This window comes from Methanosphaerula subterraneus, assembly GCF_052055875.1.
GTDB lineage: Archaea > Halobacteriota > Methanomicrobia > Methanomicrobiales > Methanospirillaceae > Methanosphaerula > Methanosphaerula subterraneus.
In genome coordinates this window covers 902,479-928,677 of sequence record NZ_CP170508.1, presented here as the reverse complement: position 1 = coordinate 928,677, position 26,199 = coordinate 902,479, and the positions used below count along the sequence as shown (strand labels likewise).

Genomic DNA, 26,199 nt, shown 5'->3' with positions numbered 1-26,199 from the left:
CCTGAGGTACTCAAGCACCCGGTTCGGTGGTTTTACCTGGGCGGATGACCACGCGGATACCCATCTCCTGAAAATTGGGTCAGCCGTAGTCAGGCCTCCAGAACGATGACACTAACAGTCCCACTGGAGGGGGAAACACAACCATCAACGACATGACTTGGTCTGGCCATGTTCCCGGTGAACGAGGGACGTATCGATGGAAAGAAGGTGATTGTTGCTGATTCCCTCCGGGAGACCCACAAGCCCAAGAAGATCCTGAGATCTTCTAATTCCAGCGTGATGGCACAAGCCCTGGGACGGGAGATCACTGCCGGGAACAGGCGGGTCCGGATTGAACCCGGTGGCGACCTGGACAACGGCATCTCTACGAATATTACCCTTTTTCCAGAAGAGAAGGTGGCTTTGACCGACTCCCGGTTTCATCGCTTATGGAATACTCTTCCATAGCATCTATCCCGGATCAGGGATGATACTGATCATCCGTTCCTGGAGATCCTGGAAAAGGGGAGGCTTCACGTGACATCCGACGACAGAACCGAACATTTTGATACCGCCATTGCAGTCGACCTCGGGGCGACCAACCTCCGTGTCGGGCTCGTAACCCGGACCGGAGAGATCGAACGGTTGAGCGTCTCCAGGCTTCCGAAAGATCTGCCAGATGCTGGGATCATTTCCGACCTCATCATCCGGACAATTCATTCACTGGTTTCAGATCAGGAGATCGAGACGTCAGCAGGAATCGGTATCGGGGCGATGGGGCCCATCGACAGATCGCACTCTGCGATCGTGCACCCCCCGAACGTTCCCCTCGATATCATCCCCCTTTCAGATCCTCTCAGCGCCGAGTTCAACCTTCCCGTACGACTGGTCAACGACTGCAGTGCAGGTCTCCTGGGAGAGGCATATTTCGGAGAAGGAAAGAGATCAAATAATTTTGTGTATGTGACCATCTCGACCGGCATCGGGGCGGGGATACTTGCACAGGGAACGATCATTTCAGGTCGCTCCGGAAACGCCGGAGAGGTGGGTCACCTGTTCGTGGACAACCAGTATAACCTGACCTGCGGGTGTGGTCGGAAGGGACACTGGGAAGGATATGCATCCGGCAGGTTTCTGCCTCGTTTCTACCAGGAGTGGCGCAGGAAACAGGGAATCTCGTCTGGAGATCCGGAAATACTCTCTGCCAGGGATGTTTTCAACTCCATACGGGAACAAGGGGATCCTGACGAATGTGAGTTTATTCATGAACTCGGCCGAATTAATGCCCGGGGGATCTCCGACATCATTGTTGCCTACGACCCAGATACCATCGTCCTCGACGGTTCTGTCGTTCTGAACAACCAGGATCTGATCATTCCCCCGATTGAACAGTATGCAGACTGTTATCTGCCGATGCCGCGGTTGACCGTGAGCAGTCTTTCCGGCTTTGCACCGCTCCTTGGTGCGTCGGTCATTGCCCATGGATATGATACACCATTTGGATCTCTGGAATGACGGTTCTGTTGAAATCCTGTACCCTATTCGCTTCACGTGTTCTTATGATGAAAATGACACTGTATTGGGGGTAGGATTTCAACAGAGCCGGATATTCATCTTTTTCCCCGACAGGCATCAGGATCTGAACGCTGACCCTGTTCAACCGGGCTCGAAACCATTCCGATGCTGGCAGGACCAGTGCCCTGACCTGGCGTTATGCTGAGTTCGTGGGGACGTCCGTCCGGCGACTCAGGAGAACGCGTCAGCACTCATCCGGCCAGTCGGGACCTGTTCATCATCGGCGATCCAGGCCATCCGGTTGGACTACTGGCCGACTGGTGCTCCTGCGTCGCAGAACAGAATCAGTTCTCCAAAAAATGTTGAATGTTTTCCTCTTCTATCTCATCATAATTGTCCCGGAGCCAGGTCTGCCGGCAGAGTCGTCACCGGTGGCGAATGGTCCCTGTTACACCCAGTGCCGCGATTGCGGCGATGATCAGGATGGCGTCCATCAGTGGCGAGGGCCCGGAGGGCCGGGTAGTCGTTCCCGGAACCGGGGACGTAACGGTAATGTAACCATTCTTTCGCGTACTGTTGTACCCGACGTCATTGAACGCCTGCAATGCTACCGGATAGGTTCCCGGAGCGGAATAGGCGTGTGACGGGCTCTTTTGTGATGACCCGGTGGGTTGGAGCCGCCATATGTCGTTCCATGAGGTGGTAGCGTCCCCGCCGCCCACGAGTATGATGCTGCCATCCGGCATCGCTACACTGCTCTGTCCGCTTCTTTTCGACCACCCGGGGCTTGCATTCACCTGCATCCACGTTGCGCCGTCATCGGTCGATCGCCATGTGTCGTTCATATTGTTCAGATAGGTGAGGTCGTCAGTACCGCCCATGAGTACGACGGAGCCGTCCGGCATCGCTACACTGCTGTGACTCCATCGTTTCGTCCACCCAGAACTCGCATTCATCTCCTTCCATGTTGCGCCGCTATCGGTCGACCGCCAAGTGTCGTTAAATACGGTGGTATTGTCAAAACCTCCCATGAGTATGATGCTTCCGTCCGGCATCCCGACCGAGGTATGGCTGTCCCGCCCCGTCCATCCGGAACTCACATTCACCTGCTTCCACGTCGCTCCTTTATCGGTCGACCGCCATGTGTCGTTAAACTCAATGCTGCCGTTAAAACCACCCATGAGTACGATGCTTCCGTCCGCCATCGCAACACTACTGTGAAAGGCTCTCTTCGACCACCCGGGACTCGCGTTCACCAGCGTCCATGTTGCGCCGAAATCTGTCGACCGCCAGGTATCGTTCCAGTTGGTGCTATTGTCCTGGCCACCTGTGAGTACGATGCTTCCGTCCGGCATCGCGACCGCTGAATGTCCCTGCCGCTTCGACCACCCTGAACTTGCGTTCATCTCCACCCATGTAGCGCCGTTATCGGTCGACCGCCAGGTATCGTTGAATAGGATGACTTCAGTCCCATCCACACCGCCCATCAAGACGATGCTTCCGTCTGGCATCACGACAGTTGATTGGCTGTTCCGACCTGTCCACCCGGAACTCGCATTCACGTTCGTCCAGGGTTGAGCATAGGTCTCGTCGCCGAAGAACCATGACCAGCCGGTCGGGCTTCCGGTCGACTGGTCGGTGAAGTTTACGGTAAGGGGTGATGTGCCGGAAGCCGGGGTGCCGCTGAACGCTGCTACTGGTCCATCAGTAGCGCTGGCAGTCCCGACAAGCAGGAGAAGGGCTGCAATGAATATGCACCCTGTCATCACAGGATTGTTTGTGAAGTGATCATTCATGAGTGTATAAAAAATCCCAATACTTATACACATTCCGTAATTCTGATCGGTTACTTGGCAGGTTGTTCCTATGGTGATGTTCTGGATGCTGAATGAGCCTGATCCTGAAAAACTGGAGATAGTGATGACGGTAAAATTTCAGATGGAGAAGTGTGACACCAAAACTTTGAAGCAAGCATACGATGCTGAAACGTATTGTTCAGCCTAACTCAGATGCAACAAAAAAAAGAACCTCGGCGTTCAGGTCCTATAAAAAAACGTTCATGATCAGGGCCGACCGAGCCCTGTGAAAGGAACACCGGATGTGTCATAGAATCCACGAATGGGATGATAGATTGCCGGAATTATGGATAATCCTGTCCGGACCTCCGTCCTTCAGGAATCCAATCCAGGATGATCTGTCCATGATGACGAGAGGAGGTCTATTCATCTATCTCTCCGACCAGCATCAGCAGGGGAATGCTGAACCCCTTCAACGCATCCGGCTCAAAAAATATGCCGGCGCCGGCAGGATCGGTGCCCTGACCCATGGATCAGGAGTTACGTTGAGTTCGTGGGGTCGGCTGCCATACGATCTCTCCAGAGCCGTAATATCGGATTTTTCAGGTCAGAATGTATAACGAAAATGCCTGACCATCCTCTGTACAAATGGAATACGCCCCAAGACACCGTGCATCATTCTCCCGGCCCGTGATGGCGACATTCGTTCGACGAGCTCGGGCATGGTCAAAAAGGGGACCACCGTGACCAGCTTGAGGCGTGGAACACGCTCTTCGAACTCCCGGGGGTCGTCGATACCCCAGAGAAGGGAGACGCCTGACTTCCTGGAACTGGCCAGGAGCATGACAAGCCTGTTCATCTGCCGGCTATAGACGTCAAAAATAAACTGGCCGCCTGGAAATTTTTCGGTTATCCGGTTGAACAGCGCTGTCACATCATCTTCCGAAAGGTACTGTAACAGCCCCTCGGCGACGACGAGAACAGGCCTGTCTCCCGGTATCCCGTCCAGCCATCCTGGTTCGGTGACCGAAGAGCCGATCAGTATGGAATCATGCCGCTCTGGATAGAGACGCCCTCGCAGCTCGATCACATCGGGAAGGTCGACGTCATACCAGCGGATGCCGGCTGGAGGGTCGATTCGGAAGACGCGGCTGTCCAGGCCGCATCCCAGGTTCAGCACAATCGAGTCCGGGTTGGCGGCAAGGAATTCTCTGGACCATTGATCCAGGTGTTTGGCCCTCATCGGGACGGAGATCGAGGAGCCCTTCGGGATCTTCAATCTCTCAAAATCAAAGTCAATGTGACGGACTACTTCGTCAGCGAACGTATCGCCAAGGATCGGGTTGTCTGTACGGCTGTCCAGCGCCTTGCCGTAGAGCGTATGGAGGTACGTTTCATTCTCCTTCTTTAATTGAATCTTTTCGATCTCCATTGTTTCCAGTCCTCTCTCCACTGCTTCTTGAGCAATGCATTACCGCATGGAGAAGAGTAATTCATCTGCACGTCTGATAATTCCTTTGCCGCCTTTTCTCGTTGCTATCGCCGGGTTCGGTAATCCAGCCCTGATCACTATCCGGTACCGGCTTCCAACATGTCGGAACCGGAACGCCCCGTTCAAGGCACCTGGGCACGCTAACCATCCCGATACCGGCGCCGGCTTGACTAATGCCCTGATCCGGCGTTGCGCTCTTAACCAGCCGTTCATGTGCACTCCAATTGTGAGTACCACTATACGGCTGTCCCCATCGTTGACATGCATGGCTGACGGAGACGTCGCAACTCTTATCTATGAGATGAGGATATCCTCGGGTTATGCGACACAGCACCTGGCTGCACCGAAATCATCCTGAGGTGTCAGGGGGCTACGATGGCTGGCGTCTCCCCCGAGGTGATGGGATGCCGTTCTGCTCCTGCCTGTTCTTCCTCTTTCTCACGGCGATGCTGGTCATCCCTGTAAGCGCCGACCTGCCCTCGGTGATCGTCTCGGATGTCCGAATGAGCCCCCAGGTGCTGATGCCCGGAGACCAGGGGCTTATCAGCATCACCCTGACGAACACCGCCAGCGGGTCGGTGAAGACCGAGTCCTCCGGCTCCGGCACCGGTTCCACGGTCTCGACCAGCACCGAGATCAACCCGGTGATCGACCTGGTCACGCTCGACGGCGGTCGGGATATCCGCGTCCTCGGCGGCGACCGGCAATACCAGGGCGAGCTCGGGCCCCGCCAGTCGATCACCCTCCCCTTCCTGATCGAGGCACCGTCGTACGCCGGGGTCTTCTTCCCGGTCCTGATCGTCCGGCTCGATGAGGGGGGGACACTGAAGTATCCGATCACCGTGAACGTCAACACTCCGTTCGCTGGCAAGGGCCAGCCCGCCCTGGTCCTCTCCCAGTCGACGGTCGGCCCGTTCGCCCCCGGGGACCTGGCGACGATCGGCGTCTCCCTCGAGAATACCGGAACTGGAGACGCAACCGACGTCCTCCTCCGGATTGGAGGGGGAAACGGGACCGGGCTCATTCCGATCGGTTCGCGCACGGTCCACTTCCCCGATTCCCCCCGCGGCTCCAACCACACCTTCACCCTCGACCTCCAGGTCGACCGGTCGGCCGGGACCGGGCTGCACGAACTCCCGGTCGAGGTGGCCTACACAGCCGTTGACGGGACCCGGGTGGAGGGGACGGAGACGCTCGGGGTCGACCTCCGGGGCCGGGGCGACCTCTCGATCGCGTCGGTCAAGACCGACCCGGTCCGGGTCCGGCAGGGGGACGAGGTCGACCTCGTCGTCAGGATGGACAACACCGGGACCGGGGACGCTCGGGCGGTCTCGGCCCGGATCGACCTCCCCCTGACCGGCACAAGGGAGGCCTTCGTCGGCACCGTCCGGCCCGGGTCCAACGCCCCGGCGGTCTTCACCCTGACGGCGGACCGGGCGGGGGAGTTCGAGTACACGTTCAACGCCACGTACGAGGATGACTGGGGCAGCCATACAACCATGCGGGTCCTCCGCCTCTCGGTCGCTCCGTCCGGCGATGCATTGGTGGCGACCGGGGTACTGGTCCTCGCGGCGCTGATCGGGGCGGTCGTCCTCATCTCGTGGTGGCGACGGAAGGGCAGGGTCTCCCATGCTTGAACGGGAGCGGGTCGCGTTCTACCTGGCCGCACGCTCCCTCGCCCGCGGGAACCGGACCAGCCTTCTGCTGAACGTGGCGATCATTGGGCTCATCTTCACGAACATGATCCTGCTCCCCTCGATCATCTCGGGGTCGGTCGAACTCTTCAACCAGCAGACGATCGACTTCCAGACCTCGGACCTCCAGATACGGCCCATGGAGGGCGACCAGTACATCGGCCGGGCCGATGCCCTGCTCGAGACCGTGAACCGGGTCCCCGGGGTCCGCCGCGCCTCCGGCCGGTACAGCATCGGGGCGACGCTTTCGGGCCGGAACCGTGCAGTCTCTGTGCCGGTGACCGCCATCGACCCGCGGAACGAGGTCGAGGTGACGAAGATTCACGAACACATGAAGGACGGAGAGTTCTTTTCGGGCGGGGAGCGGGGCGAGATCCTGATCGGACAGTATGTCGCCGGGAATGAGGACACGAGGAAGGACCTCTTCGCCTCCCTCGGCGGTGTCGTGGTTGGCGAACGGATCGAGGTTGCCTTCGCAAACGGGGCGACCCGGGAGTACGTGGTGAAGGGGGTGTTCGACACTAAGTCCTATTTTGTCGACTATTCGGCCATCATCACCCGGGACGAACTTGAGTCGGTCCTCGGCTCGAAGGTCGACGAGGTGACCGAAGTCCTGGTCCGGGTTGACACGGACGCTGATGTGGATAAGGTCAAGACCGCCCTGCTCGAGGCCGGGGTGCAGGAGGAGGTGAAGACCTGGCAGGAGGCGATCACGAGTACGGTCGAGGAGTCCCTTGAGACGTTCGATATCATCAACTCCATCTCGATGCTGGTCAGCCTCGTGATCGCGACCGTGGTGATCTTCATTGTGATCACGATCAAGGCGATGAACCAGCGGAGGCAGATCGCGATCCTGAAGGCGATCGGGATCCACCCGTCTATCATCGTTCGGTCGTACCTGATCCAGGTGCTGGTCATCTGCGCCCTCGGCACCCTGTTGGGCCTCCTAATGGTCGGACTCCTCGGCGTCTGGTTCACGGCGCACCCGCTTGTCTTCCCGGACGGAGTGGTCGTGCCGCAGTTCGATACGGTCACACTGGTCGAGAATATGGGCTGGCTCTTCGCAGTCTCGATGATCGCGGGGTTCGTCCCGGCATGGCGGATCACCCGCGAGAACATCCTCTCGGCGATGAAGGCGGCCTGATGATCCGGGTGGAGGGTCTTAGCAAGACCTACCAGATGGGTGCGGTCGCGGTCCACGCCCTGAACGGGGTCACGCTCGAGATCCGACAGGGGGAGTTCGTCGGCCTCCTCGGCCCGAGCGGGAGCGGGAAGTCCACCCTCCTCCATCTGATCGGCCTCCTCGACGAACCGAGCGGGGGGTCGATATCGATCCAGGGGACCGATGTCCTCGCCCTCTCGGACGACGAGCGGACGCTCTTTCGGCTGACGAGGATCGGGTACATCTTCCAGGACTACGCCCTTGTCCCGGATCTGACCGCGCTTGAGAACGTGGTCCTTCCGACGCTCGCGCTCGGGCTCAGTGAACGGGAGGGGACCATCCGGGCGACCGATCTCCTCCGCCGCGTGGGGCTCGAGGAGCGGACGGACCACCTGCCGGCGGAGCTCTCCGGAGGCGAGCAGCAGCGGATCGCCATCGCCCGGGCGCTCGTCAACTCGCCGGCCCTCCTCCTTGCGGACGAGCCGTGTGCGAACCTGGATAGCCGGGCCTCCACCATGGTTCTCGACCTCTTCGCCTCGATCAACCGGGAACTCGGCCAGACGGTGCTGATGGTCAGCCACGAGGAGGCGCACCGGCGCTACTTCGGGCGGGTGGTCCGGCTGCACGACGGGCGAGTCGCGGAGGAGTCTGAAGAGATGCCGGATACCGCTGGGTGAGACCGGTCGAGATATGCGGAAGGCCCTGTCCCTGCCGGCAGGCAAAAAGTATATCTTGTTGCTCGCCAGGTAGTCCGATCAATCGCATGAATGGAACGATGAGGTCAGGAGGAGAAGAGAATGGGTTTATTGAACCGCATGAGCACTGTGATCAAGGCAAAGATGAACAAGATAATCGACGCAGCGGAGGATCCCCGGGAGTCGCTCGACTACTCGTATGAGAAGCAGCTCGAACTGCTGCAAAACGTCAAGCGGGGTGTCGTGGACGTCGCGACCTCGAAGAAGCGGCTGGAGTTGCAGAGGGGGAAACTCCTCCAGAACGCCGACGTGCTCGACAAACAGGCCCGCGAGGCGGTCCGGGCCGGCCGGGAGGATCTCGCCCGGCTCGCGCTCGAACGGAAGAACGCCATCACTTCCCAGATCGCGAGCCTCGATCAGGAGATCGCCGGGCTGGAGGGGGAGCAGGAGAAACTGGTCGCCGCAGAGAAGCGCCTCTCCACGAAGGTCGAGATCTTCAGGACCCGGAAAGAGACGATCAAGGCCCAGTATTCCGCTGCAGAAGCCCAGGTCAAGATCAGCGAATCGGTCTCTGGCATCAGCGAGGAGATGGCCGACATCGGCGTCTCGATTGAGCGGGCCGAGAACAAGACAGCCGACTTGAAGGCCCGGTCGTCTGCCCTGGACGAGTTGATCGATCAGGGGACGCTCGAGGACTTCACCGGCAAGCAGGACGACATCGATCGCGAGCTGAGCAAGATCAGCGCGACGAGCACTATTGAATCGGAACTCTCGAAGATGAAGACGGAGGAAGGCAAATGATCATACGGATCATGGGGGAGGGACAGTTCCTCGTGAACAGCAGCCTCTTCGACACGTTGAACGCACTCGACAACAGGATCGTCGAACACGTGCAGAAGGGAGACGAACCGGAGTACAGGAAACTCCTGGCCGAACTCATCGGGGCGATAGAGCGGGAAGGAAAGCCGGTCGACGACACGATGCTGGTCGAATCCGACATCATCGTGCCCCCCGCGAACATGACCCTCGCCGAGGCCCGGGCGGTCTTTACAGGTACCGGTATCTTCGAGGGATGATTCGGTCGGGACGGTTCTTCATAGGTGCATGACGGAGCGGGCGGCCCCCCCGGGCCGTTACAGGGGTATGCCCCAGAGAGGATACCATCGCTCCACCTCCTTCTCGATCGGAAGTTCCCGTTCCATCAGGGACCGCAGTCTGAACTCGTACGCGGTATCCCGGGTCGTGCCTGTCCTGGGGATGAAGGGGTAATACGACCCCTGCTTGAAGTTGTAGATCCAGTACACCCGCTCTGTGCCGTCGAAGGCGTAGACCGCACAGAGCAGATAGGTCCCGAAGCTCCGCTCGATCAGGGTCTGGCTGACGAGGTGGATGCCCGCGACAAGGTCCTCGAAGTCGGGGTCCTCCAGGATCACCCAGGTGAACCGGTACGTGTCCGTCTCGAGCCGGCAGGTGCTTCCGGTCTCTTTGCAGCTGTACTGGAGCAGTTCTTCGATCTCGGTCCTGACGGCCTCGTATCGCGAGGACTCGATGGGCTTGAAGCAGAGTGCAGCCTTTCCGGACGGTTTCATATCCAGCGAGGTCTGCATCGTGACCGTGGCCGTGGAGATCGCGAAGAGGCGATCGGTGTCCGCCTCGGGGAGACGGGTCGTGCCGAGCAGGGCATCGAGGGCGTCCCGGAATCCCATCAGCCCTCCAGTTCCTGTTCCATCTTTCCGAGTGCGGCGAGCCTCGCCTCCACCGAGGGGTGCGTGGAGAAGAGGTCGAAGACCGAGCTGCCCGATATGGCCGGGATGATGAAGAAGGCGTTCATCCCCTCGACCTCCCGGAGGTCCTTCGTCGGAACCCGCTCCATCAGCCCGCTGATCTTTGTGAGCGCCGAGGCGAGGTGGGAGGGGTGTCCCGTTATGAGCGCGGATCCCCTGTCCGCAGAGAACTCCCGGTACCGTGAAAGAGCCCGGATCAGGAGGTAACTCGCGGCCCAGACGACGGCAGCGACGATCGGCAGGAGGATCCAGAGACTCTTGTCATCTCTCCTTCCACCTCCGCCGAAGAGGAACCAGTTTCTGAAGATCACGAAGGCCACGGTCGACAGGAAACTCGCCAGGGTGATGACCATGACGTCGCGGTTCTTCACATGGCTGAGCTCGTGGGCGATCACGGCCTCGAGCTCCTCCTGGTCGAGCATGCGGACGAGGCCGCTGGTCACCGCGACGACCGATGCGCCGGGACTCCGCCCGGTGGCGAATGCATTCGGGACGGTCGAGTCCACGATGGCGAGCTTCGGCTGCGGCATCCCGGTGATCGCACAGAGGCGCGTCAGGGTCTGATGGAGCTGCGGCTCCTCCGCTTCCTCGACGATCCGGGCCCCCATGGAGGCGAGGACCATCCGATCCGAGAAGAAGTACTGGACGATGAGGATCACGGCCACGATGGCAAGCAGGAGGAGCGATTCGATGCCGAGGGATATCAGGACCGCGATGAAGAGCACGTAGACAATTGCGAGCAGCAGGACTGTCACGATCATCCTAACCTGCAGTCCCCAGTCTCGTGGCCAGCGTATCATTGCGTTCACCCCTCGATCTCCATGGACCGGTATCAGCCCGCCGGCCCGAGGAGATCTCGGCGGGCACGGTCCAGGCAGTATACCTGTCCGGATACTGACACAGAGCATACTGACGACATCCTCATATAAGATGCTTATGCGGGGAGGGGCCGAACGATCTCATTATCAGCCCGACACCTCTCATGGTTGGGCGCCGGACCGCCGGCTTGTCTGCACTGCAACGTGTTCTGCTTCCTTGCTTCGCCCCGGCACTCAGTTCTCGTCTGGCATGATCCTGTACATCATCAATACAGGCTTCATTGTCTCATTCCAGTTCCAGGATACTGCGATATCCATCCCGTTCACGCAGACGAAGATCTGGATTGGTGCAAGCATTCTGATGACCCTGGGAATCATTGCGATCTAGGCCCTATGAGAGCGGAATATCCCCTGCAGAAGAGCCATGCCACCCCGGCGTTATATATGGTGTGGGGACAGGCAACGTGGCGGTCTCTCTCTCTCTTTTCGTTCCTCGACGGTGCTGCCCTCATCTCCCTGCTGAATAGAGGCGTCGACTCCATCATCGAGGACGAGTGGACCAGGTTCGTTGAATAGAAGACCGCAAACCTGACCCTGAACATCACTTCAATCCTCATCGCGATCATCGGTCTCATCCTCGTCATCAGCAGCCCGGGCCAGAACTCCGAACCAGGCCGTCTTCGCTATCGCGGGTTTTCTCATCACCCTCGCCATCGTTCATATCGTGACCACCATCTACTACTCGCACCCCCTCCGTGGGAACGGGCCATGAAGGATTCCCTCAGAATCTTCCGGGCGGTCAACAACCTGATGCAGGAAAACTGGCAGAATAACTCGGGGTCACAAGACACATCATCATCGCGTCGAGAACGAGCGTTATGGCCCTTCTCTCAACCTTGCCGACCGGATCTCCGACCTGTTCGGCGTGCTGATCGAGGATTCTTTTATTCATGAAAAAGAATGAATGATGGTTCCACTCAAATCCAGCAGGACCGATCGCTCGATCCTGACACATCCTGTCGATACAACAAGGGCTTGGCAGGTTCTCGGTATCTCCGAGAATTGGGGAACCCCTGAGAGTACTCCCCAGATCCTGTTGAAGAATGATACATGAGTGCGGGCTTGGCCCTCGTTCTTTGAAACCCTTAGGGACGGAGTGAGAGAGGAGTGATCGTTGTAATCTGCTCTGATCTCAAGGATCAATGATATATCAAGGGTGTTTACTTGATTGAGTGAACTACTGGATTAAGGGAAAAATGTGTCCAGGAAAATATAATACTCCTCGCTGAAGCGCAGATTAATTATTTCTCAGCTACGACAAAGATGGTATTGTACACATTTTCTATTCCCCTGACTGTGACATGTTTTTTCAGTTCAGTCTGGATCTCCTCATGTGCAGATCTCTTCAGGTTCTTTGGTACATTAGATAGAAAGGTTCCGCTGGTACTCGCCTCGACATATTCGAGACATTTGAGAGGACTTTCAAAGTAGCGTGGATCTTTTTCTGTGGTGATATCAAGTATGGAATAACCGGTAGCATGTAACAGGGAGACCATCTCCAGCACATTGACCGGTTTACTCGATGAACCCCCTCGTTTTGCAGACCTCGCATACTTTGGCTGTGCAAGAATCCTATCGGCGATGATCTTAACGGTGTATGGCTGATCCCTATTTCCTGTTGTTATCCCCAGAAGCCCTCCGGGTTTGAGGACCCGATAGATCTGGGAGAGAGCATCTTTTTTATTGTCAATCCAGTGGAACACGATATTGAGGTAGACAATATCAAAACTGTTGTTTTGAAAGTGATACAGGGAGTTCGCATCCCCAATCTCCAGAGAAATATTTGATCTGGGTGAATCTGGGATATTTCTTCTGGCAATCTCTATCCGCTCTTCGGAAGGGTCGATACCGATGACCCGTCCGGTATCACCAACGATCTTTGCCACACGGGAGGTCAGCCGGCCGGTTCCGCATCCGATATCGAGCACATTCTGTCCTTTCTTCACGCCCAGGTTTGCAATGAGAGTGAGCCCGTTATTGAACTGGCCGTCACTGACCTGATCATACCGTTCGGCCAAGCCTGCTGTATCATGGTCAACTATTGTTCTGGTCATTCTCTCTTTCTCCGCATCATTATCTTGTTGGGTAAAGTACCGGCAGATTGGATCGCCGTATTCCTGGATTCCTGTTAGTCTTTGGTATAGGGTTTGGCGAGCAGTTCCAGGACGTGAAGATCGAAGAAATTGTTCGTATGCGCAGGGAGAACGACAAGCGCAGTATCGGCGCCTCTGCCGGTTGCCCCTGTCCCTCCGACCACGATGGTCTTTTCCTGTGTAATGCCACCCCCATCCAGGGCCATTATGGCGATCTCGACTGCCACCTTCGTCCCCGGAGAAAAGAGCGTTTTTAATGACTCCGCCAGAACCTCACTGTGGGAAATTCCTGAAAATCTATCGGTAAAACTCTTCTCAAGTCCGGAGAGAGCGTGGGACTGATGAATCACCTTCCCACCCAGTCTCTCTATCTCCTTCTTGTTCGCGAGATCAAACTCCCAGACTCCCGGCGTTTTCGAACCAGGCTTTGTGGATACGATCACAAGGTTGGTCTTCTTCCCCAGTGCCTGGGCGAATGTTCCCCCGGTGGCGCCACTCGTGCTGGCGACAACGACATTTTTGATATCCCCCTCGTCAAGTCTCTCACTGACGACGGCAAGGACTGCTTCTGTATTTGCACTGCCGCTTTTTTCAAAATAGGTGATTGTTTTTTTGACCATCTCCAAACCTCCTGGTATGAGCATATAGTACTCGAGGATCTGTAGAACCGGATGACCAAAAGAGATGAGTCAACCAGCAAATACTGCCGGCTTTGTCAAAAAAACGCAGGAAGGAAGTCAGAACCACCATCCTCTCTGAAGAGGAAAGATGGGTCATCCGAGTTTTTCTGCAATCATTAAAACTCTGCTGCGTATCATCGATATACCTGAACCTGTCTGAAGTTCAGATAATTTCTGGACAATTTCCGTCCTGACCTGATCACGCAGGTCTTCCGGTACCTCCGAGAGATAATTTCCGAAATGGCTTGAACTGGCAGCCTTTACCACCGCCTGGGCGGACTCATAGTGCTCTGGTGTTTTGATATATTCCACCTTCCGTATCCGAAATCCCGTATCCCCGAGCACCGATTCGAGTTCGGCAGATGAAACTCCGTCATCATCCAGGGAATGGATGCCATAGTATCCCAGGATCTCGCGAGTGATAATTCTCAGGATGCTGGGAGAAGCCTGATCCGGATCCGACAGGCCAAGGCTTCCCTCGGGTTTTAGAATTCGGCGGATCTGAGCCAGTGCAGATCTCCGTGCCTCATGCCTCTCGATATGGTGGAATGCTGAATTCAGGTATACTGCATCAAACCAGTTGCCCGGTAACCTGCTGATATCCAGATCGCTGCCTACCTGGAATGACACCTGGGGGATCGACCTGGATCTCTCCTGCGCTATCCTGATCCGGTGCTCTGAAGGATCCAGACCGACAACAAATCCTGTCTCGCCGGTTATGCTGCCGGCATATCCCGCCAGACGACCTGTGCCGCATCCGAGATCAAGGATGCGATCCCCCTTTTTTATCCCGAGTTCTGTGATGAGGTGGATTCCATTTTTGAACTGCGAATCGCTCGTCTGATCATAGTGCTCTGCCAGGTCCCGGGTATCGGATGGTGCGAGTCTGTTGGTCATGCAAAACCCTCCATTGGTAATCCATTCATCCACATTATTTCTGTATCCTTCAGGTATCAGACCGTACAAATCAGCAAGAGTTGCCCCCATTATGCTAGATTACAGGACGGTTTTGGGGGGATCTTTTCCCTGCGATGAAATAATAAACGGCCATAATACAGAAGATCGGAATAAACGCCAGGAAAATATCCTGCACCCCGAAGATATCCCCGATGATCCCCCCGTAGACCGGTCCGAAGATTGCGCCGACACCGGTCCCGAGTGCAAATATTCCTGCGATCTTCCCGTGCTCGCCCTCGATAGTGCCAACATTGGTGAACGTGAGTGTTGTCATCATGCCGGAGAATGCACCGATAATGATCGATGCAAGTGCAAGTATCCCAAGGTTGCTGCTCGTTCCAAAGAGGATCAGTCCCAGGATCGTCATAAGATAACTGAGCATGTACAGGTGGTTATGGTTCCCGTAGAGCAACCTGCCGCAGAAGAATACAACGAGTATCTGCGCAGCTCCCCGCAGAGAGATGAGGATTGCAGCAATGCCAGGGGACAGCCTGAAATCCATTACGATCAGCACGGTGATGAACGTTGAAAATGTCATGAAAAATGCTGAGTTCATGCATTCGGTCAGGGTTGCAGAGATAAGAAGTCTGTTTTTTAAGAGGATCCGGTAATACCGGAATGTGTCTCCTAGGCGTTTTTTCCCTTCCTGAATCGTTGTGCCGCTATTTCCATCAGTGATGAGATATACGATGAGAAGCGGTTCCAGAAGAAATGCACTGGCAAACACAAAATAACTGGAAAATCCCAGGTACTGGATTGCCACCCCGCCCAGAAGAGGCCCGATAAATGCCGCACCGATCGTCATCGCTCCTTTTAACCAACCACCTTTTTTTATCCCGATGGCAGTCATGTTCTGAAAAAAAGAGGCATTGAGGGAGGTCGTTCTCAGCGAGCGGGAGATGCCATAGATGACCATTATTCCGAGTAACATGACAGATGAGCGTGCGTACGACATCACGACGATCATGAATGCGCCGAAGATGCAGGCAAAGGGGTACATCTTTTTTGAACCGAAATGATCGATAAGGAGACCGGCAGGGAGAACAATGAGAAGATCCCCGATCCCCATCATACCTTTGATCAGGCCGATCTCAGTGGTCGAGGCATTCAGGCTCATGGCAAACAAAGGAAGAATGAAATTTACCATCCCGATCGCGATCCCAGAGCCGATATTCATAGCCATGAACCTGATGATCAGCTCATTGCCCTTGAGAAACCGCATTGTTCAAGGTTGAAGAAGTGGCGGTTTATCAGTAGAGAATCTGGCAAGGATTACCTGAACTGTGTGGAGAACGGAACGTCGATATCCTTATGCACCTCCACAGAGGAGAGATCCCGTCTTCCTTTCTGCATATTCTATAGACGTATTTCCCGGACGCAGTAACGTTTCCTGCTGAAAGGGAGGTATTCTTCCCAGGATCTTCACTCCTGCGGATCTGTCTCACCGCTCGTCACCTCCTGCCATCCACCAGTCAATAAGGGATCGCCCAATGCTGATCTTCAGAGGTGATTCTGGTATCTGATCGCGATCAAACCAGCCGGCGGTCTCGATCTCAAATCCGTCAGGTGTTACCTCGCCCCCCGCATAGTCAGCCACAAACCCGATCATCAGCGAATTCGGGAAAGGCCACGGTTCGCTGGCGAAATACCGGACATTGGTGATCGTGATGCCGGTCTCCTCCATCACTTCGCGGTGGACCGCATGTTCAATCGTCTCACCTGGCTCTACAAAGCCGGCAACAGGACTGAACCTGCCCTGCGGGGCGTGCTTCGTCTGTACGAGCAGGATAGATGACTCGTTTTTCACGATGACGATGATCGCAGGCGAGAGCCGGGGATAGGTGATCAGGTTGCACTGTGGGCAGCATTTTGCCCGTTCGGTGGTGAGCTGCTGGTTTGTCGCCCCGCATCTACCACAGAATTGACTCGAACGGTCGTAATCGATGATCTGGACGGCCTGCCCTGCAACTGCTACCTCTGCATCCGGGATCTTCCCGAACAATTCGCGTACCCCGAAAAACTCCTCTTCTCCGGAGGTCTCCAGGGATGGAGAGATTTCCACAGCATAGCAGGGAGTTGACTCCAGGTGACCGAGATACTGGATGTACTGCACCGTGTAACCTGACTGCTCTGGAGACGACCTGGAAAAGATCGTGGTATCTGAACCATGCCTCACCTGTACCTGACTATCCGATGTGTACACCCATAGACACCTGTCCTCCGGGTGGGTGGGTGGTTGGGGATACTGTTTCGTAAGCGAATCTGCAGCGAACCGTGCGATATGGTTCAGACCTTCTGCATCATTTGAAAATTCTCTCATCATAGATCTCCTGAAATTTTAGAGTTCCAGTCAGATGGATAGGCGGATATGAAATGCCGGACGGTAGAGGACGTCCCATCCGCACGATACGCCCGGGTCCGTCTTTCCAGATCGAGATCGGCCATCGTGATCCGTTCATGTTGTCGGAGATGCTCGATCCACGATTCGATGATGAAGACCTCGATATACAGCGAGGGATCCTCCATGTCGCGGATGAGTCTCCAATCCATCGCCCCGTCCCTACGACGAAGCTGCCCGAGATCCTGCATCAAGGTCAGGAACTCCTGCTTCTGATCCGGTTTGATACGGTATTTTCCTGATACAAATACCGCCCTCGCCTCTGATTCAGGTTCAAGGACGAGATTCGGTTCAGACCAGCAGAGTGCAGGAGCCATATCGAGGGTGAGCCCATCCTTTATCGGGATTCTCATCAATATCGGCAGTGAGATCAGCAGTCCGATACCGGCCATCAGAAGAGCAGCCTGAACACTGGTGACAGCCGCCATGCATCCCCAGATATAACTGGCAATTGCCATTCCTCCAATAAATATCATCCAGTACATGCCCAGCGCCCGGGCCTGCACCCACGAAGGTACGACGGTCTGGGCCATCACACTGAAGTTGGATACCAGTACGATCCACGCGATCCCGCCGGCAATCATTGCAATTATGAGAAGAGGAAGGGACTGCAGATAGCCAAGGGCGATGGTAACCGCGGCAAAGATAATTTCTGCCAGTGTAATCAGGATAGTGATGGATACCTTCCGTCTGATGCCAGGTATGATCGCAGCACCGATCAGTGATCCCACTCCCACCGCTCCGAGGAGAATCCCGTAGCCGGCAGCCCCTGAGTCGAGTCCGAACCGTGCGACAAGTGGCATGAGTGCCCAGATCGCGCTGCCGAAAAAGATAAAGACCCCCATATGCACCAGAACCGCTTTGAGAGGTGTCGCATGGCGGGCATATCGGATCCCTGTGCGAACTGCGCTGGATAGACTTTCGGCTGGAAGCGAACTGGTTTTTTTCTGTGGTTTCCAGGGAATGAGTACTGCTATTACACCAAAAAATGAGATGGCGTTCAGGAGGAGCGCCGGCCCGGATCCTGCGATGGCGATCACGAGGCCGCCCAGGGCGGGGCCGACGGAACGGCCGATATTGAACGAGACACTGTTCAGGGTCACTGCTGCGGGGAGCTCCCGTCGACTCACCAGTTCCGGAAAGAGTGCCTGGAACCCCGGCATCATCAGTGCAGATCCGATTCCAAGGGAAAAGGTGAGGAGGAGGAGCAGAAACGGTGTCGTTGCGCCGGTGATAGTTAAGAACGCAAGTGCCGTTGCAGAGAGAAACATCCAGACCTGGGTGACGATCAGGAGCCGGCGGCGGTCAACAATATCTGCGATCGCGCCGGCAGATATTCCCAGAAAGAAGATCGGGAGACTCGAAGCTGTCTGGACGAGTGCCACCATCACCGGAGAGGGATCGAGCCCAGTCATCATCCAGGCTGCGGCAGTATTCTGCATCCAGGTCCCGATATTGGAGATCAGCTGAGCGATCCAGATCCCGAGAAAGATCCGTTGCCTGAACGGGGAAAGGATCGGATATTTTTCCTGAGTAATTTCTGCCATAAAAAAATTCCATATCAGAGGAGTCAGTCCAAAAATGGATAGTTCAGTCCGGGAATCGCAACAGCCAGTGAACCAACAATTCCAGATCAGAAGAAATGGCCATGCATCACTAATTCTAAGGGGGATACAAAAATGGGGGGCAACCTGCCCGCTACTGTACCCTTACTTTCTGGGGAATGCTCTCGGGGGTCAACCCTGCGAGGTTTCCCCCTGCCTTTTCTGCAAAACTGCACTCCTCGACTGGACAGGATCTGCAGATCTCCTGAGCCTTATCAACCTCTTCTTTGAGGGTTTCCCAGAGAGCATAACGCGTCTTGATGAATTTCGGTGTGCTCTGCACATCGTCCATCAGTTTCTCCTCCCGTGAGATCGGGACCTCGATTATCTCCTTGATTGTTCCGGGACGTGCCGTCATCACGGCAACCCTGTCGGCAAGGAATACCGCTTCATCGATGCTATGCGTGATAAACAGTATCGTTTTGCCCGTCTGTGCTTTAATCCGGAGGAGCGTCCTCTGAAGGATGTCCCGGGTCTGAGCATCCAGCGCTGCAAACGGTTCATCCATGAGAAGAACTTCTGGATTGAATGCAAGAGCCCTGGCGATCGCAACCCTCTGCTTCATTCCTCCACTCAATTCATAAGGATAACGGTTCTCAAAACCCTGGAGTCCGACCATATTCAGGTACTCCTGCGAGATCTCCTGTCTCCGATGTTTGTCGATATTTTGCGCTTCCAGACCAAATTCCACATTCTTACGTGCTGTTCTCCAGGGAAAGAGGGCGTACTGCTGAAACACGATCCCCCGGTCAAGTCCTGGACCGTCTATGGCTTTTCCGTCAATGAGAATGGTGCCCTGATCCGGTTTCGATAGACCACAGACCATGTCGAGGAATGTTGATTTCCCACAACCACTTGGACCGAGGATTACCAAAAACTCGCCCTTTTTTATCTCCAGGTTAACCTGGTCCAGCGCCAGGAGTTCAGTATCCGCATCGGGGCTTTTTCCATTCCCCAAATCGCGGATTTTATACGATTTTGTAACGTTCACAGATTCAATCTTGGTCATACGTGCATGGCCCCCTTTAGCGGATGATACATAGTATGACCATTATGACTTTTTATATCCCGGAAATCAGCAAGTATTGTCTGGAGCGCTGTTTTTTCTCAATAATTCAGGCAATATCGTCCGGAAGATATACTGTCGGAGGGGCCGTATGGTGCATCGCTAAAAAACATGTGCGAATCCCACGAGGATGTACCAGAAAACTGTTGTGGAAGAGTCTGATCGCCCAGGGTGTGTTGGCTGGAGCATGACCTGGACCAGAGGCGACGAAGGTTGCATCCTGTATGATTCCACGACAGATGGTCAGACCACGAGTCGACCTGCCGTTCCAGTTCAAGCCAGAAAGACCATTGCCCACGCTACAGAGCAGGAAGTTTCTTGAACACAATCACACGCATGTGAGGGCTGCCCGGAATCCGCACGGCATCTATGACGGCAGAGGACGAAACCGCTCCCAATCGATCACAGCGTAGATATCAGAAGAGATGTGGCAATTATTACTGATTTCTCTATTGCATTATACCATCGATACATAGTTCTGATATCAAAAAATGGTGATATCATGACTGAAATAAAAACAACCATCGCCTCCACCGGCCCGAAAGGTGAATACTGGGGCAAGATCTCAACCCAGAAGGGGGATGATTTTATCTTCCCCAGTCCCGTGAACCTGCCCGACTGGCTAGAGGCGACTGCTGAATGGCTGGGTTCTGGAGAGTCCATCCTCGAGATCGGGCCCGGAAAGGCGGATCTTGCCAACAAAGTTCTGTCCGAGAAGCGAACGACAAAGCGCTACATTATTGCAGATATTTCTGAAGATATTCTGAAACATGCAGGAAAGCGTCTCGGATCCCTGCAGAACCCGGCTCAGGTCTCATATGTTCATGGTGATCTGAATAATCCGGAATCCCTGCAGGAGATTCAAGGAGATTCCCTTGACCGGGTGATCCTCATCAATGTGTTCGGATACCTGGAGCCGGATATTGCTCTTAAGAATATTTCCCGGGTCCTGCATGCCGGCGGATTGGTGCGCCTGACAATGGGAGATCACGAATGGTTTTCGCTGTCGGAAGATTATGATCCAGAGACCAACCGCCAGTATGTCCGCGGAAGGAAATATCACGACAGTTCAGAGATTGAACCCCTGGGATACACCACATCCAGAGAGGGAAAGAAGGTGCCATATTATGGATACCGGCGCCTCTATTCGAAGACCCAGATAGAGGAGATCCTTTCAAGGAACGGGTTTGTGCTTGAGCAGTACACTACCGTTGTCATACCAAAGGATCTCTTCCTCAAGGTTCGTTCGACGCATCAGCAGGATTCGGATCTCTCCCAAAAGGAAGAAGATCTGCTTGATGAACGCGGCGGTCGTCCGATCATTGATCTCATTGCGAGAAAGAAGTAGGGTCCCTGCGATAAATCGAATGGATGCAATCCCACAACCATACAAGACCTGTTTCGAAGATGACCCCCCATGCCCCGAATCATATGACTGATCATTACACGAGAAGGAAGACCCTCATGCCGACCCTGGACAAATCATCACAAGCGTACACTCTGCTGCGCAACCTCGCAAACCGGATTGGGGCAATTCTCGCATTCCTCCTCCTCTGGGAGACAATTTCAAGGACTGGAATCGTGGATAGTTCATTTCTGCCCCCATTCTCCGAGGTAGCAGTAGCGTTTGTAAACCTGTTATTATCTGGAGAACTCGTCAAACAAACAGCGGTGAGTCTTCAGCGGGCTGCACTGGGTTTCGGCCTGGCCATGCTCGTTTCGATCCCGCTGGGTCTCATGATGGGATGGTTCAAATGGTTCGAGCGATTCACCGATCCCCTCGTCCAGACGCTACGGAATGTACCGTCGCTTGCTCTGCTTCCTATCTTCATCCTGTTTCTCGGGATAGGTGAGGAATCCAAGATCGCCATCATATTCTGGGGGTCATTGTGGGCAACATTACTGAACACGATCAATGGAGTGAAGAGCGTTGATCCCATATTGATCAAATCTGCCCGATCGATGAGCGCATCCAACACCATGCTCTTCAGCAAGGTAATCCTTCCCTCTGCAGTCCCCTCGATATTCACCGGAATGCGATTGAGCGCAACTCACTCGATCCTGATCCTGATTGCGGCGGAGATGATCGGTGCGTCAGCAGGTCTGGGATACCTCATCCTGTCTGCTGAATACAGTTTCAATATTAAAAACATGTATGTGGGAATCATCACTCTCGCCCTGCTTGGTATAACGGTGAATTACATTCTCCTCAATCTCGAATCGCGGGCAACAAAATGGAAAGAAGCAGTGATTCGCGAATGATGCGCAGATAGATCATGGGTTGATGGACGGGAGTTGTCTCTTCCGTCTTATCCCTCTTAATCGGAGATATCACGGGACTTTCACGATCTCATTCCGGTTCGTGGAATGCGATACCGGGATCGTTGGCCTTTTCCGGTCGTGGGTATGACGACGATCGGTATTCAGGGTTGAGGGGTAGCCGACCAACAAAAAAAATTCAATCAGAATTACAACGGAGAACGAATTGCGTATGAAACTTATCATCAACGGAAAACCGGAAGAGGTAGAGGGTGAATCGACCATCCGGGAACTCCTCCTTGTACGAGGTGTGAAAACACCGGATATGGTTTCCGTCGAACTCAATGGAACGATCCTGGCAAAAAAAGACATCCAGACTGTGAGTGTGCGAGAGAATGATGTCATTGAATTTATATTTTTTATGGGTGGTGGTCGCAGCCTATGAATGGTCGGGGTTTCACTACAACTGCCATTCACCAGGTTGCTGCAGAACCGGATGCTCATCGCGCCCTGCAATTCCCCATCTATGCCGGAGTAGCATATGATTTCGAGACTGCGGAAGCAATGGCGGATACCTTTTCCGGCAGAAGAGCTGCGTATTCCTATTCCCGCATCGCGAATCCAACCGTCGAGGCATTTGAAAGAAAAATTACCGCCCTTGAAGGGGGTTTGTCGACTGTTGCCGTATCTTCCGGAATGGCGGCGATTTCGACGGCACTGCTCAACCTCGTTACTGCAGGCGACAATATCATTGCTGCGTCATCCCTGTTTGGAGGGTCACATTCCCTGTTTGGGAATGTGCTTCGACCATTAGGTATAGAGGTACGTTATGTTGATATTCAGGATCTTGAGGCCGTGGAATCGGCTGTCGATGAGCGAACCCGTGCACTGTTCCTTGAAACTATCTCCAATCCCTGCACGATTGTCCCCGATTTTGCCGGCATTTCCCTGATCGCTCGTAAGCATCATGTCGTTGTCATCGCTGACAGCACGGTTACGACACCGTACCTATTTCAGGCCAGACAGTTCGGGGTGAACATCGTTGTCCATTCTACGACAAAGTACATCTCGGGTGGTGCAACCAGCCTTGGAGGGGCAATCGTCGATCTCGGCAACTTTGACTGGAGAGTCGTTCCCTCACTCAAAGAGTATCACCGGTTTAATGAGATGGCCTTCATCGCTCGACTGAGAAGAGAAGTCTATCGGGAACTCGGGAGCTGCCTGTCTCCTCATGATGCGTACCTCCAGAGTCTGGGGCTGGAGACGCTTGCCCTGCGTATGGATAAAGTGTGCCAGAATGCCCAGGCAGTTGCCGAATTCCTGGAAACTCACGGTTCAGTCACATCTGTGAACTATTCAGGTCTCGCTTCTTCCCCTTTCCACGAACTCGCGAAGAGGCAATTCAACGGGAAGGGTGGGGGCGTATTGTCCTTCGAGCTTTCGGACAATGCTGCCTGTTTCAGTTTTCTGAATAACCTGGCACTCATACGAAGAGCATCGAACCTTGGAGATAACAAAACCCTGGCACTGCATCCTGCATCAACACTCTATACTGGATTTGATCAGGATGAACTGGACGCCTTTGGTGTGAATACCAGGCTCATCCGTCTCTCGCTGGGAATTGAAGATACAGATGACATCATCGCCGATATCAGGCAGGCATTGGTAGGATATGAAAGAAGAACAGATTGAACGGTACAGTAGAAATATAATCCTGAAGGAAGTCGGCGGAAAAGGCCAGGAAAAACTCCTCCGGTCAAAGGTACTTATCATCGGCGCCGGGGGTCTTGGCTCGCCGGCCGCTCTCTATCTCGCAGCGGCGGGTGTCGGTACTATCGGCATCGCAGATGGTGACCGCGTGGATTTGAGTAATCTGCAGCGTCAGATTATTCATGACACCCACAATGTAGGTGATTTGAAAGCTGAATCGGCTCAGGAGAAGATCAATCGTCTCAATCCCGATATTTCGGTGATCCTCCATAAGGAGATGGTACATGCTTCAAACATTCAGGAGATCATATCCGGATATGATTTCATCATCGATGGAACAGATAATTTTGCGGCAAAGTTCCTGATCAATGACGCCTGTGTCCTGCTTGGAAAGCCATTTTCTCATGCCGGGATTCTCCATTTTAACGGGCAGATGACCACGGTGACGCCGGGAACAGGTGCCTGCTACCGGTGCATTTTTTCTGCCCCACCTCCGGCGGGAGCTGTCCCGAATTGCAGTGAAGCCGGGGTCCTGGGGAGTATGGCAGGAGTCATGGGCACTCTTCAGGCTGTTGAGGCACTCAAATACCTCCTTGGGATAGGGGACCTGCTCACAAACCGTCTCCTCATCTTCGATGCACTGCCGATGAGTTTTCGAGAAGTTCAGATCAGGAAGAATCCTGCATGCCCGGTATGCGGTGAACATCCCAGCATTCATTCACTCATCGATTATGAACAACGGGTATGCGAGGTGAGGAAATGATCCTGCATCCGGATATCGTTAAGTATATTGTTGCTCACGCGGAGCAGGACGCCCCGGTTGAAGCATGTGGGTACCTTGCAGGTGAAGTGGGACGTATTACACGACACTACCCAATGACCAATATCGACCGGAGCACGGATCATTTCTCGTTTGATCCTCAGGAGCAGTTTGATGTCCGGAAAGCTGCACGGCGGGACGGGCTGGACCTGGTCGGGATTTATCACAGCCATCCCTCATCACCTGCGAACCCATCCTCCGAGGATGTCCGGCTCGCCTATGATCCGACGCTCCTGTATGTCATCGTCTCGCTCGTGAATGGAACAATAACTCTGAACGGATTTCATATCCGGCAGGATACTGTCGAGAAGGTATCCCTCGTAATTCAGGAGAGTGAACCATGACACAGGAGGATTTCGATCTGGCCGCCTTGAAGAAGACCGGCATGATCCAGCAGAAACAGAAGGAATATTTTGCCCTTCGGCTTCACGCCGTGGCAGGTGATCTGACTTCAGTACAGATGATGGGTATCGCCGGGGTTGCAGAGAAGTTTGGGAGGGGCAAGCTCCACATCTCCACCCGTCAGGGGATCGAGATACATTTTGTCCATCATTCTGACCTCGAAACGGCGCGGAAGGAACTGGAGACCTTCGGAGTGACGATGGGGGCGTGCGGCCCCCGCGTCAGGATCATAACCGGCTGCCCCGGTTCACAGACCTGCCGATGGGGCATCATCGATACCAAGGAGATCGCTGACTACCTTGATCGCACGTATTTCCGGGAAGAAACCCCCCATAAATTCAAAATGGCGGTTACCGGCTGTCCCCATAACTGCGCCAAAGCAACAGAGAATGATATCGGGGTCATGGGAGGGATCATTCCCAGGTGGTCTGAATCTGCATGCAATGGATGCGGGCTGTGCGTCAATATCTGTCCAACATCCGCAATAATTCAGGAAAATAACCAGTATCTCCTCGATTCATCCCGGTGCATCAACTGCAGTATCTGTACGTCCATCTGCCCTGCCGGGGCATGGACGGTTGTTCAGAAGGGGTATATTCTCTGGATTGGCGGAACCATGGGGAAAATTCCCCGATTTGCCGGCAGATTGGGCGGTCTTATCGAATCCAGAGAGCAGCTCTATGATCTCATTGAACGATCCATCACGTATTATCGGAATCATGGGCGAAAGAAGGAACGTTTCGGGCATATGATCGACCGTATTGGGGTAGAGAACGTATTTAATGAGATTTTATATGACGAATGAGGTAAAAAAGAGGATTGACCTGCACGGGGTCTCCTGTCCTATCAACTTTGTCAAGACAAAACTTGCGTTAGAGGAACTGGAAGAGGGCGAGTTGCTGGAGGTCATCCTTGACGAAGGTAATGCCATGCTGAATGTCCCGCGGAGCGTGAAAGAGGAGGGACATACTGTAATCAGGGTGGAACCATTGGGAGAAACGTTCCGGGTTATCATCAGGAAGGGATAATACACTGGATCACTTTTTCTTCTTTTTTCAATTTTCTGGATATTATCAGGAGAGGTAGAGGTACTATTTAGATCCAGAAATTCCGGAATGAATGTCTGGACTGGGATTCAAGGGGGGCAGGTGCTCGTTATAGTCCCGTTCACAGGGTGTAGGAATGACCTATATGAGGATTGCATCATTAGCGTCG

The 26,199-nt window shown here is 54.5% G+C and carries 28 protein-coding genes; 16 read left to right on the top strand and 12 right to left on the bottom strand.

Going from position 1 to position 26,199, the window contains the following annotated elements:
• Window positions 1-168: 168 nt before the first annotated feature.
• Window positions 169-447: a hypothetical protein gene (locus ACFKSJ_RS04315; protein WP_440951029.1), complete on the top strand. Its 279-nt coding sequence runs from the start codon at window positions 169-171 to the stop codon at window positions 445-447.
• 69 nt (window positions 448-516) lie between these two features.
• Window positions 517-1,494 (top strand): ROK family protein, encoded by a 978-nt coding sequence (locus ACFKSJ_RS04310; protein ID WP_440951028.1) that lies wholly within the window; start codon window positions 517-519, stop codon window positions 1,492-1,494.
• Between the two features lie 425 nt (window positions 1,495-1,919).
• Here the strand turns inward: ACFKSJ_RS04310 and ACFKSJ_RS04305 are convergent, their stop codons facing one another.
• Together ACFKSJ_RS04305 and ACFKSJ_RS04300 are read right to left on the bottom strand one after the other, a co-directional pair.
• Entirely contained in the window at window positions 1,920-3,260 is a 1,341-nt protein-coding gene (locus tag ACFKSJ_RS04305) for a kelch repeat-containing protein (RefSeq protein WP_440951027.1), read from the bottom strand.
• 637 nt (window positions 3,261-3,897) lie between these two features.
• Entirely contained in the window at window positions 3,898-4,722 is an 825-nt protein-coding gene (locus ACFKSJ_RS04300; protein ID WP_440951026.1) for a class I SAM-dependent methyltransferase, read from the bottom strand.
• A gap of 464 nt (window positions 4,723-5,186) precedes the next feature.
• On the opposite strand from ACFKSJ_RS04300, the gene ACFKSJ_RS04295 reads away from it, so the two are divergent.
• The 5 genes from ACFKSJ_RS04295 to pspAA all read left to right on the top strand — a co-directional run bounded on the left by ACFKSJ_RS04295 (window position 5,187) and on the right by pspAA (window position 9,409).
• Window positions 5,187-6,419, top strand: a complete 1,233-nt coding sequence (locus ACFKSJ_RS04295) for a COG1361 S-layer family protein (protein ID WP_440951025.1) — start codon at window positions 5,187-5,189, stop codon at window positions 6,417-6,419.
• Entirely contained in the window at window positions 6,412-7,620 is a 1,209-nt protein-coding gene (locus ACFKSJ_RS04290; RefSeq protein ID WP_440951024.1) for an ABC transporter permease, read from the top strand. Before ACFKSJ_RS04295 ends, ACFKSJ_RS04290 begins: the two co-directional genes overlap by 8 nt.
• Complete coding sequence (locus tag ACFKSJ_RS04285) at window positions 7,620-8,315, top strand: ABC transporter ATP-binding protein (RefSeq protein WP_440951023.1); 696 nt, start codon at window positions 7,620-7,622, stop codon at window positions 8,313-8,315. Before ACFKSJ_RS04290 ends, ACFKSJ_RS04285 begins: the two co-directional genes overlap by 1 nt.
• 120 nt (window positions 8,316-8,435) lie before the next feature.
• Complete coding sequence (locus tag ACFKSJ_RS04280; RefSeq protein ID WP_440951022.1) at window positions 8,436-9,134, top strand: PspA/IM30 family protein; 699 nt, start codon at window positions 8,436-8,438, stop codon at window positions 9,132-9,134.
• Entirely contained in the window at window positions 9,131-9,409 is a 279-nt protein-coding gene (gene pspAA / locus ACFKSJ_RS04275) for a PspA-associated protein PspAA (protein ID WP_440951021.1), read from the top strand. Before ACFKSJ_RS04280 ends, pspAA begins: the two co-directional genes overlap by 4 nt.
• A 57-nt stretch (window positions 9,410-9,466) precedes the next feature.
• Here pspAA and pspAB read toward each other — a convergent pair whose 3' ends face one another.
• The 3 genes from pspAB to ACFKSJ_RS04260 all read right to left on the bottom strand — a co-directional run bounded on the left by pspAB (window position 9,467) and on the right by ACFKSJ_RS04260 (window position 11,292).
• The gene (gene pspAB / locus ACFKSJ_RS04270) at window positions 9,467-10,039 is read right to left on the bottom strand and encodes a PspA-associated protein PspAB (RefSeq protein WP_440951020.1); all 573 of its coding nucleotides are present in this window, start codon (window positions 10,037-10,039) and stop codon (window positions 9,467-9,469) included.
• On the bottom strand, window positions 10,039-10,917 hold the full coding sequence (htpX, locus tag ACFKSJ_RS04265; protein ID WP_440951019.1) for a zinc metalloprotease HtpX: 879 nt from the start codon (window positions 10,915-10,917) through the stop codon (window positions 10,039-10,041). The genes pspAB and htpX overlap by 1 nt, the downstream gene beginning before the upstream one ends.
• 252 nt (window positions 10,918-11,169) lie before the next feature.
• On the bottom strand, window positions 11,170-11,292 hold the full coding sequence (locus ACFKSJ_RS04260; protein ID WP_440951018.1) for a hypothetical protein: 123 nt from the start codon (window positions 11,290-11,292) through the stop codon (window positions 11,170-11,172).
• A 36-nt stretch (window positions 11,293-11,328) separates the two neighbouring features.
• Here ACFKSJ_RS04260 and ACFKSJ_RS04255 point away from each other — a divergent pair, with 36 nt between their 5' ends.
• Entirely contained in the window at window positions 11,329-11,511 is a 183-nt protein-coding gene (locus ACFKSJ_RS04255) for a hypothetical protein (protein WP_440951017.1), read from the top strand.
• A 725-nt stretch (window positions 11,512-12,236) separates the two neighbouring features.
• On the opposite strand, the gene ACFKSJ_RS04250 is transcribed toward ACFKSJ_RS04255, so the two are convergent.
• The 7 genes from ACFKSJ_RS04250 to ACFKSJ_RS04220 all read right to left on the bottom strand — a co-directional run bounded on the left by ACFKSJ_RS04250 (window position 12,237) and on the right by ACFKSJ_RS04220 (window position 19,736).
• A complete protein-coding gene (locus ACFKSJ_RS04250; protein WP_440951016.1) occupies window positions 12,237-13,049 on the bottom strand; it encodes a class I SAM-dependent methyltransferase in 813 nt (270 codons plus the stop codon).
• Between the two features lie 74 nt (window positions 13,050-13,123).
• The gene (locus ACFKSJ_RS04245; RefSeq protein ID WP_440951015.1) at window positions 13,124-13,708 is read right to left on the bottom strand and encodes a pyruvate kinase alpha/beta domain-containing protein; all 585 of its coding nucleotides are present in this window, start codon (window positions 13,706-13,708) and stop codon (window positions 13,124-13,126) included.
• Between the two features lie 153 nt (window positions 13,709-13,861).
• A complete protein-coding gene (locus ACFKSJ_RS04240) occupies window positions 13,862-14,665 on the bottom strand; it encodes a class I SAM-dependent methyltransferase (protein WP_440951014.1) in 804 nt (267 codons plus the stop codon).
• A gap of 94 nt (window positions 14,666-14,759) precedes the next feature.
• Entirely contained in the window at window positions 14,760-15,902 is a 1,143-nt protein-coding gene (locus ACFKSJ_RS04235) for an MFS transporter (protein ID WP_440951402.1), read from the bottom strand.
• A gap of 264 nt (window positions 15,903-16,166) precedes the next feature.
• Entirely contained in the window at window positions 16,167-17,045 is an 879-nt protein-coding gene (gene nudC / locus ACFKSJ_RS04230; protein WP_440951013.1) for an NAD(+) diphosphatase, read from the bottom strand.
• The gene (locus ACFKSJ_RS04225) at window positions 17,045-18,670 is read right to left on the bottom strand and encodes an MFS transporter (protein WP_440951012.1); all 1,626 of its coding nucleotides are present in this window, start codon (window positions 18,668-18,670) and stop codon (window positions 17,045-17,047) included. Before ACFKSJ_RS04225 ends, nudC begins: the two co-directional genes overlap by 1 nt.
• Before the next feature lie 151 nt (window positions 18,671-18,821).
• Window positions 18,822-19,736: an ABC transporter ATP-binding protein gene (locus ACFKSJ_RS04220; RefSeq protein WP_440951011.1), complete on the bottom strand. Its 915-nt coding sequence runs from the start codon at window positions 19,734-19,736 to the stop codon at window positions 18,822-18,824.
• Window positions 19,737-20,295: 559 nt separating this feature from the next.
• On the opposite strand from ACFKSJ_RS04220, the gene ACFKSJ_RS04215 reads away from it, so the two are divergent.
• The 8 genes from ACFKSJ_RS04215 (at window position 20,296) to ACFKSJ_RS04180 (ending at window position 26,012) form a co-directional block, all read left to right on the top strand.
• A complete protein-coding gene (locus tag ACFKSJ_RS04215) occupies window positions 20,296-21,141 on the top strand; it encodes a class I SAM-dependent methyltransferase (protein WP_440951010.1) in 846 nt (281 codons plus the stop codon).
• A 116-nt stretch (window positions 21,142-21,257) separates the two neighbouring features.
• Window positions 21,258-22,055, top strand: a complete 798-nt coding sequence (locus ACFKSJ_RS04210; RefSeq protein ID WP_440951009.1) for an ABC transporter permease — start codon at window positions 21,258-21,260, stop codon at window positions 22,053-22,055.
• A 229-nt stretch (window positions 22,056-22,284) separates the two neighbouring features.
• The gene (gene thiS / locus ACFKSJ_RS04205) at window positions 22,285-22,497 is read left to right on the top strand and encodes a sulfur carrier protein ThiS (protein ID WP_440951008.1); all 213 of its coding nucleotides are present in this window, start codon (window positions 22,285-22,287) and stop codon (window positions 22,495-22,497) included.
• A complete protein-coding gene (locus ACFKSJ_RS04200; protein WP_440951007.1) occupies window positions 22,494-23,744 on the top strand; it encodes an O-acetylhomoserine aminocarboxypropyltransferase/cysteine synthase family protein in 1,251 nt (416 codons plus the stop codon). The genes thiS and ACFKSJ_RS04200 overlap by 4 nt, the downstream gene beginning before the upstream one ends.
• On the top strand, window positions 23,725-24,525 hold the full coding sequence (locus ACFKSJ_RS04195; RefSeq protein ID WP_440951006.1) for a HesA/MoeB/ThiF family protein: 801 nt from the start codon (window positions 23,725-23,727) through the stop codon (window positions 24,523-24,525). Before ACFKSJ_RS04200 ends, ACFKSJ_RS04195 begins: the two co-directional genes overlap by 20 nt.
• On the top strand, window positions 24,522-24,926 hold the full coding sequence (locus ACFKSJ_RS04190; protein ID WP_440951005.1) for a M67 family metallopeptidase: 405 nt from the start codon (window positions 24,522-24,524) through the stop codon (window positions 24,924-24,926). The genes ACFKSJ_RS04195 and ACFKSJ_RS04190 overlap by 4 nt, the downstream gene beginning before the upstream one ends.
• A complete protein-coding gene (locus ACFKSJ_RS04185; RefSeq protein WP_440951004.1) occupies window positions 24,923-25,789 on the top strand; it encodes a 4Fe-4S binding protein in 867 nt (288 codons plus the stop codon). Before ACFKSJ_RS04190 ends, ACFKSJ_RS04185 begins: the two co-directional genes overlap by 4 nt.
• Window positions 25,779-26,012 (top strand): sulfurtransferase TusA family protein, encoded by a 234-nt coding sequence (locus tag ACFKSJ_RS04180; RefSeq protein ID WP_440951003.1) that lies wholly within the window; start codon window positions 25,779-25,781, stop codon window positions 26,010-26,012. The genes ACFKSJ_RS04185 and ACFKSJ_RS04180 overlap by 11 nt, the downstream gene beginning before the upstream one ends.
• Window positions 26,013-26,199: the final 187 nt, after the last annotated feature.

Bases quoted from the DNA above. Each gene is read 5' to 3' on its own strand.
- ACFKSJ_RS04315 (WP_440951029.1), top strand. From the start codon at position 169: ATGTTCCCGGTGAACGAGGGACGTATCGATGGAAAGAAGGTGATTGTT.
- ACFKSJ_RS04305 (WP_440951027.1), bottom strand. From the start codon at position 3,260: ATGACAGGGTGCATATTCATTGCAGCCCTTCTCCTGCTTGTCGGGACT.
- ACFKSJ_RS04300 (WP_440951026.1), bottom strand. From the start codon at position 4,722: ATGGAGATCGAAAAGATTCAATTAAAGAAGGAGAATGAAACGTACCTC.
- ACFKSJ_RS04295 (WP_440951025.1), top strand. From the start codon at position 5,187: ATGCCGTTCTGCTCCTGCCTGTTCTTCCTCTTTCTCACGGCGATGCTG.
- ACFKSJ_RS04290 (WP_440951024.1), top strand. From the start codon at position 6,412: ATGCTTGAACGGGAGCGGGTCGCGTTCTACCTGGCCGCACGCTCCCTC.
- ACFKSJ_RS04285 (WP_440951023.1), top strand. From the start codon at position 7,620: ATGATCCGGGTGGAGGGTCTTAGCAAGACCTACCAGATGGGTGCGGTC.
- ACFKSJ_RS04280 (WP_440951022.1), top strand. From the start codon at position 8,436: ATGGGTTTATTGAACCGCATGAGCACTGTGATCAAGGCAAAGATGAAC.
- pspAA (WP_440951021.1), top strand. From the start codon at position 9,131: ATGATCATACGGATCATGGGGGAGGGACAGTTCCTCGTGAACAGCAGC.
- pspAB (WP_440951020.1), bottom strand. From the start codon at position 10,039: ATGGGATTCCGGGACGCCCTCGATGCCCTGCTCGGCACGACCCGTCTC.
- htpX (WP_440951019.1), bottom strand. From the start codon at position 10,917: ATGATACGCTGGCCACGAGACTGGGGACTGCAGGTTAGGATGATCGTG.
- ACFKSJ_RS04260 (WP_440951018.1), bottom strand. From the start codon at position 11,292: ATGCTTGCACCAATCCAGATCTTCGTCTGCGTGAACGGGATGGATATC.
- ACFKSJ_RS04255 (WP_440951017.1), top strand. From the start codon at position 11,329: ATGAGAGCGGAATATCCCCTGCAGAAGAGCCATGCCACCCCGGCGTTA.
- ACFKSJ_RS04250 (WP_440951016.1), bottom strand. From the start codon at position 13,049: ATGACCAGAACAATAGTTGACCATGATACAGCAGGCTTGGCCGAACGG.
- ACFKSJ_RS04245 (WP_440951015.1), bottom strand. From the start codon at position 13,708: ATGGTCAAAAAAACAATCACCTATTTTGAAAAAAGCGGCAGTGCAAAT.
- ACFKSJ_RS04240 (WP_440951014.1), bottom strand. From the start codon at position 14,665: ATGACCAACAGACTCGCACCATCCGATACCCGGGACCTGGCAGAGCAC.
- ACFKSJ_RS04235 (WP_440951402.1), bottom strand. From the start codon at position 15,902: ATGAATATCGGCTCTGGGATCGCGATCGGGATGGTAAATTTCATTCTT.
- nudC (WP_440951013.1), bottom strand. From the start codon at position 17,045: ATGAGAGAATTTTCAAATGATGCAGAAGGTCTGAACCATATCGCACGG.
- ACFKSJ_RS04225 (WP_440951012.1), bottom strand. From the start codon at position 18,670: ATGGCAGAAATTACTCAGGAAAAATATCCGATCCTTTCCCCGTTCAGG.
- ACFKSJ_RS04220 (WP_440951011.1), bottom strand. From the start codon at position 19,736: ATGACCAAGATTGAATCTGTGAACGTTACAAAATCGTATAAAATCCGC.
- ACFKSJ_RS04215 (WP_440951010.1), top strand. From the start codon at position 20,296: ATGACTGAAATAAAAACAACCATCGCCTCCACCGGCCCGAAAGGTGAA.
- ACFKSJ_RS04210 (WP_440951009.1), top strand. From the start codon at position 21,258: ATGCCGACCCTGGACAAATCATCACAAGCGTACACTCTGCTGCGCAAC.
- thiS (WP_440951008.1), top strand. From the start codon at position 22,285: ATGAAACTTATCATCAACGGAAAACCGGAAGAGGTAGAGGGTGAATCG.
- ACFKSJ_RS04200 (WP_440951007.1), top strand. From the start codon at position 22,494: ATGAATGGTCGGGGTTTCACTACAACTGCCATTCACCAGGTTGCTGCA.
- ACFKSJ_RS04195 (WP_440951006.1), top strand. From the start codon at position 23,725: ATGAAAGAAGAACAGATTGAACGGTACAGTAGAAATATAATCCTGAAG.
- ACFKSJ_RS04190 (WP_440951005.1), top strand. From the start codon at position 24,522: ATGATCCTGCATCCGGATATCGTTAAGTATATTGTTGCTCACGCGGAG.
- ACFKSJ_RS04185 (WP_440951004.1), top strand. From the start codon at position 24,923: ATGACACAGGAGGATTTCGATCTGGCCGCCTTGAAGAAGACCGGCATG.
- ACFKSJ_RS04180 (WP_440951003.1), top strand. From the start codon at position 25,779: ATGACGAATGAGGTAAAAAAGAGGATTGACCTGCACGGGGTCTCCTGT.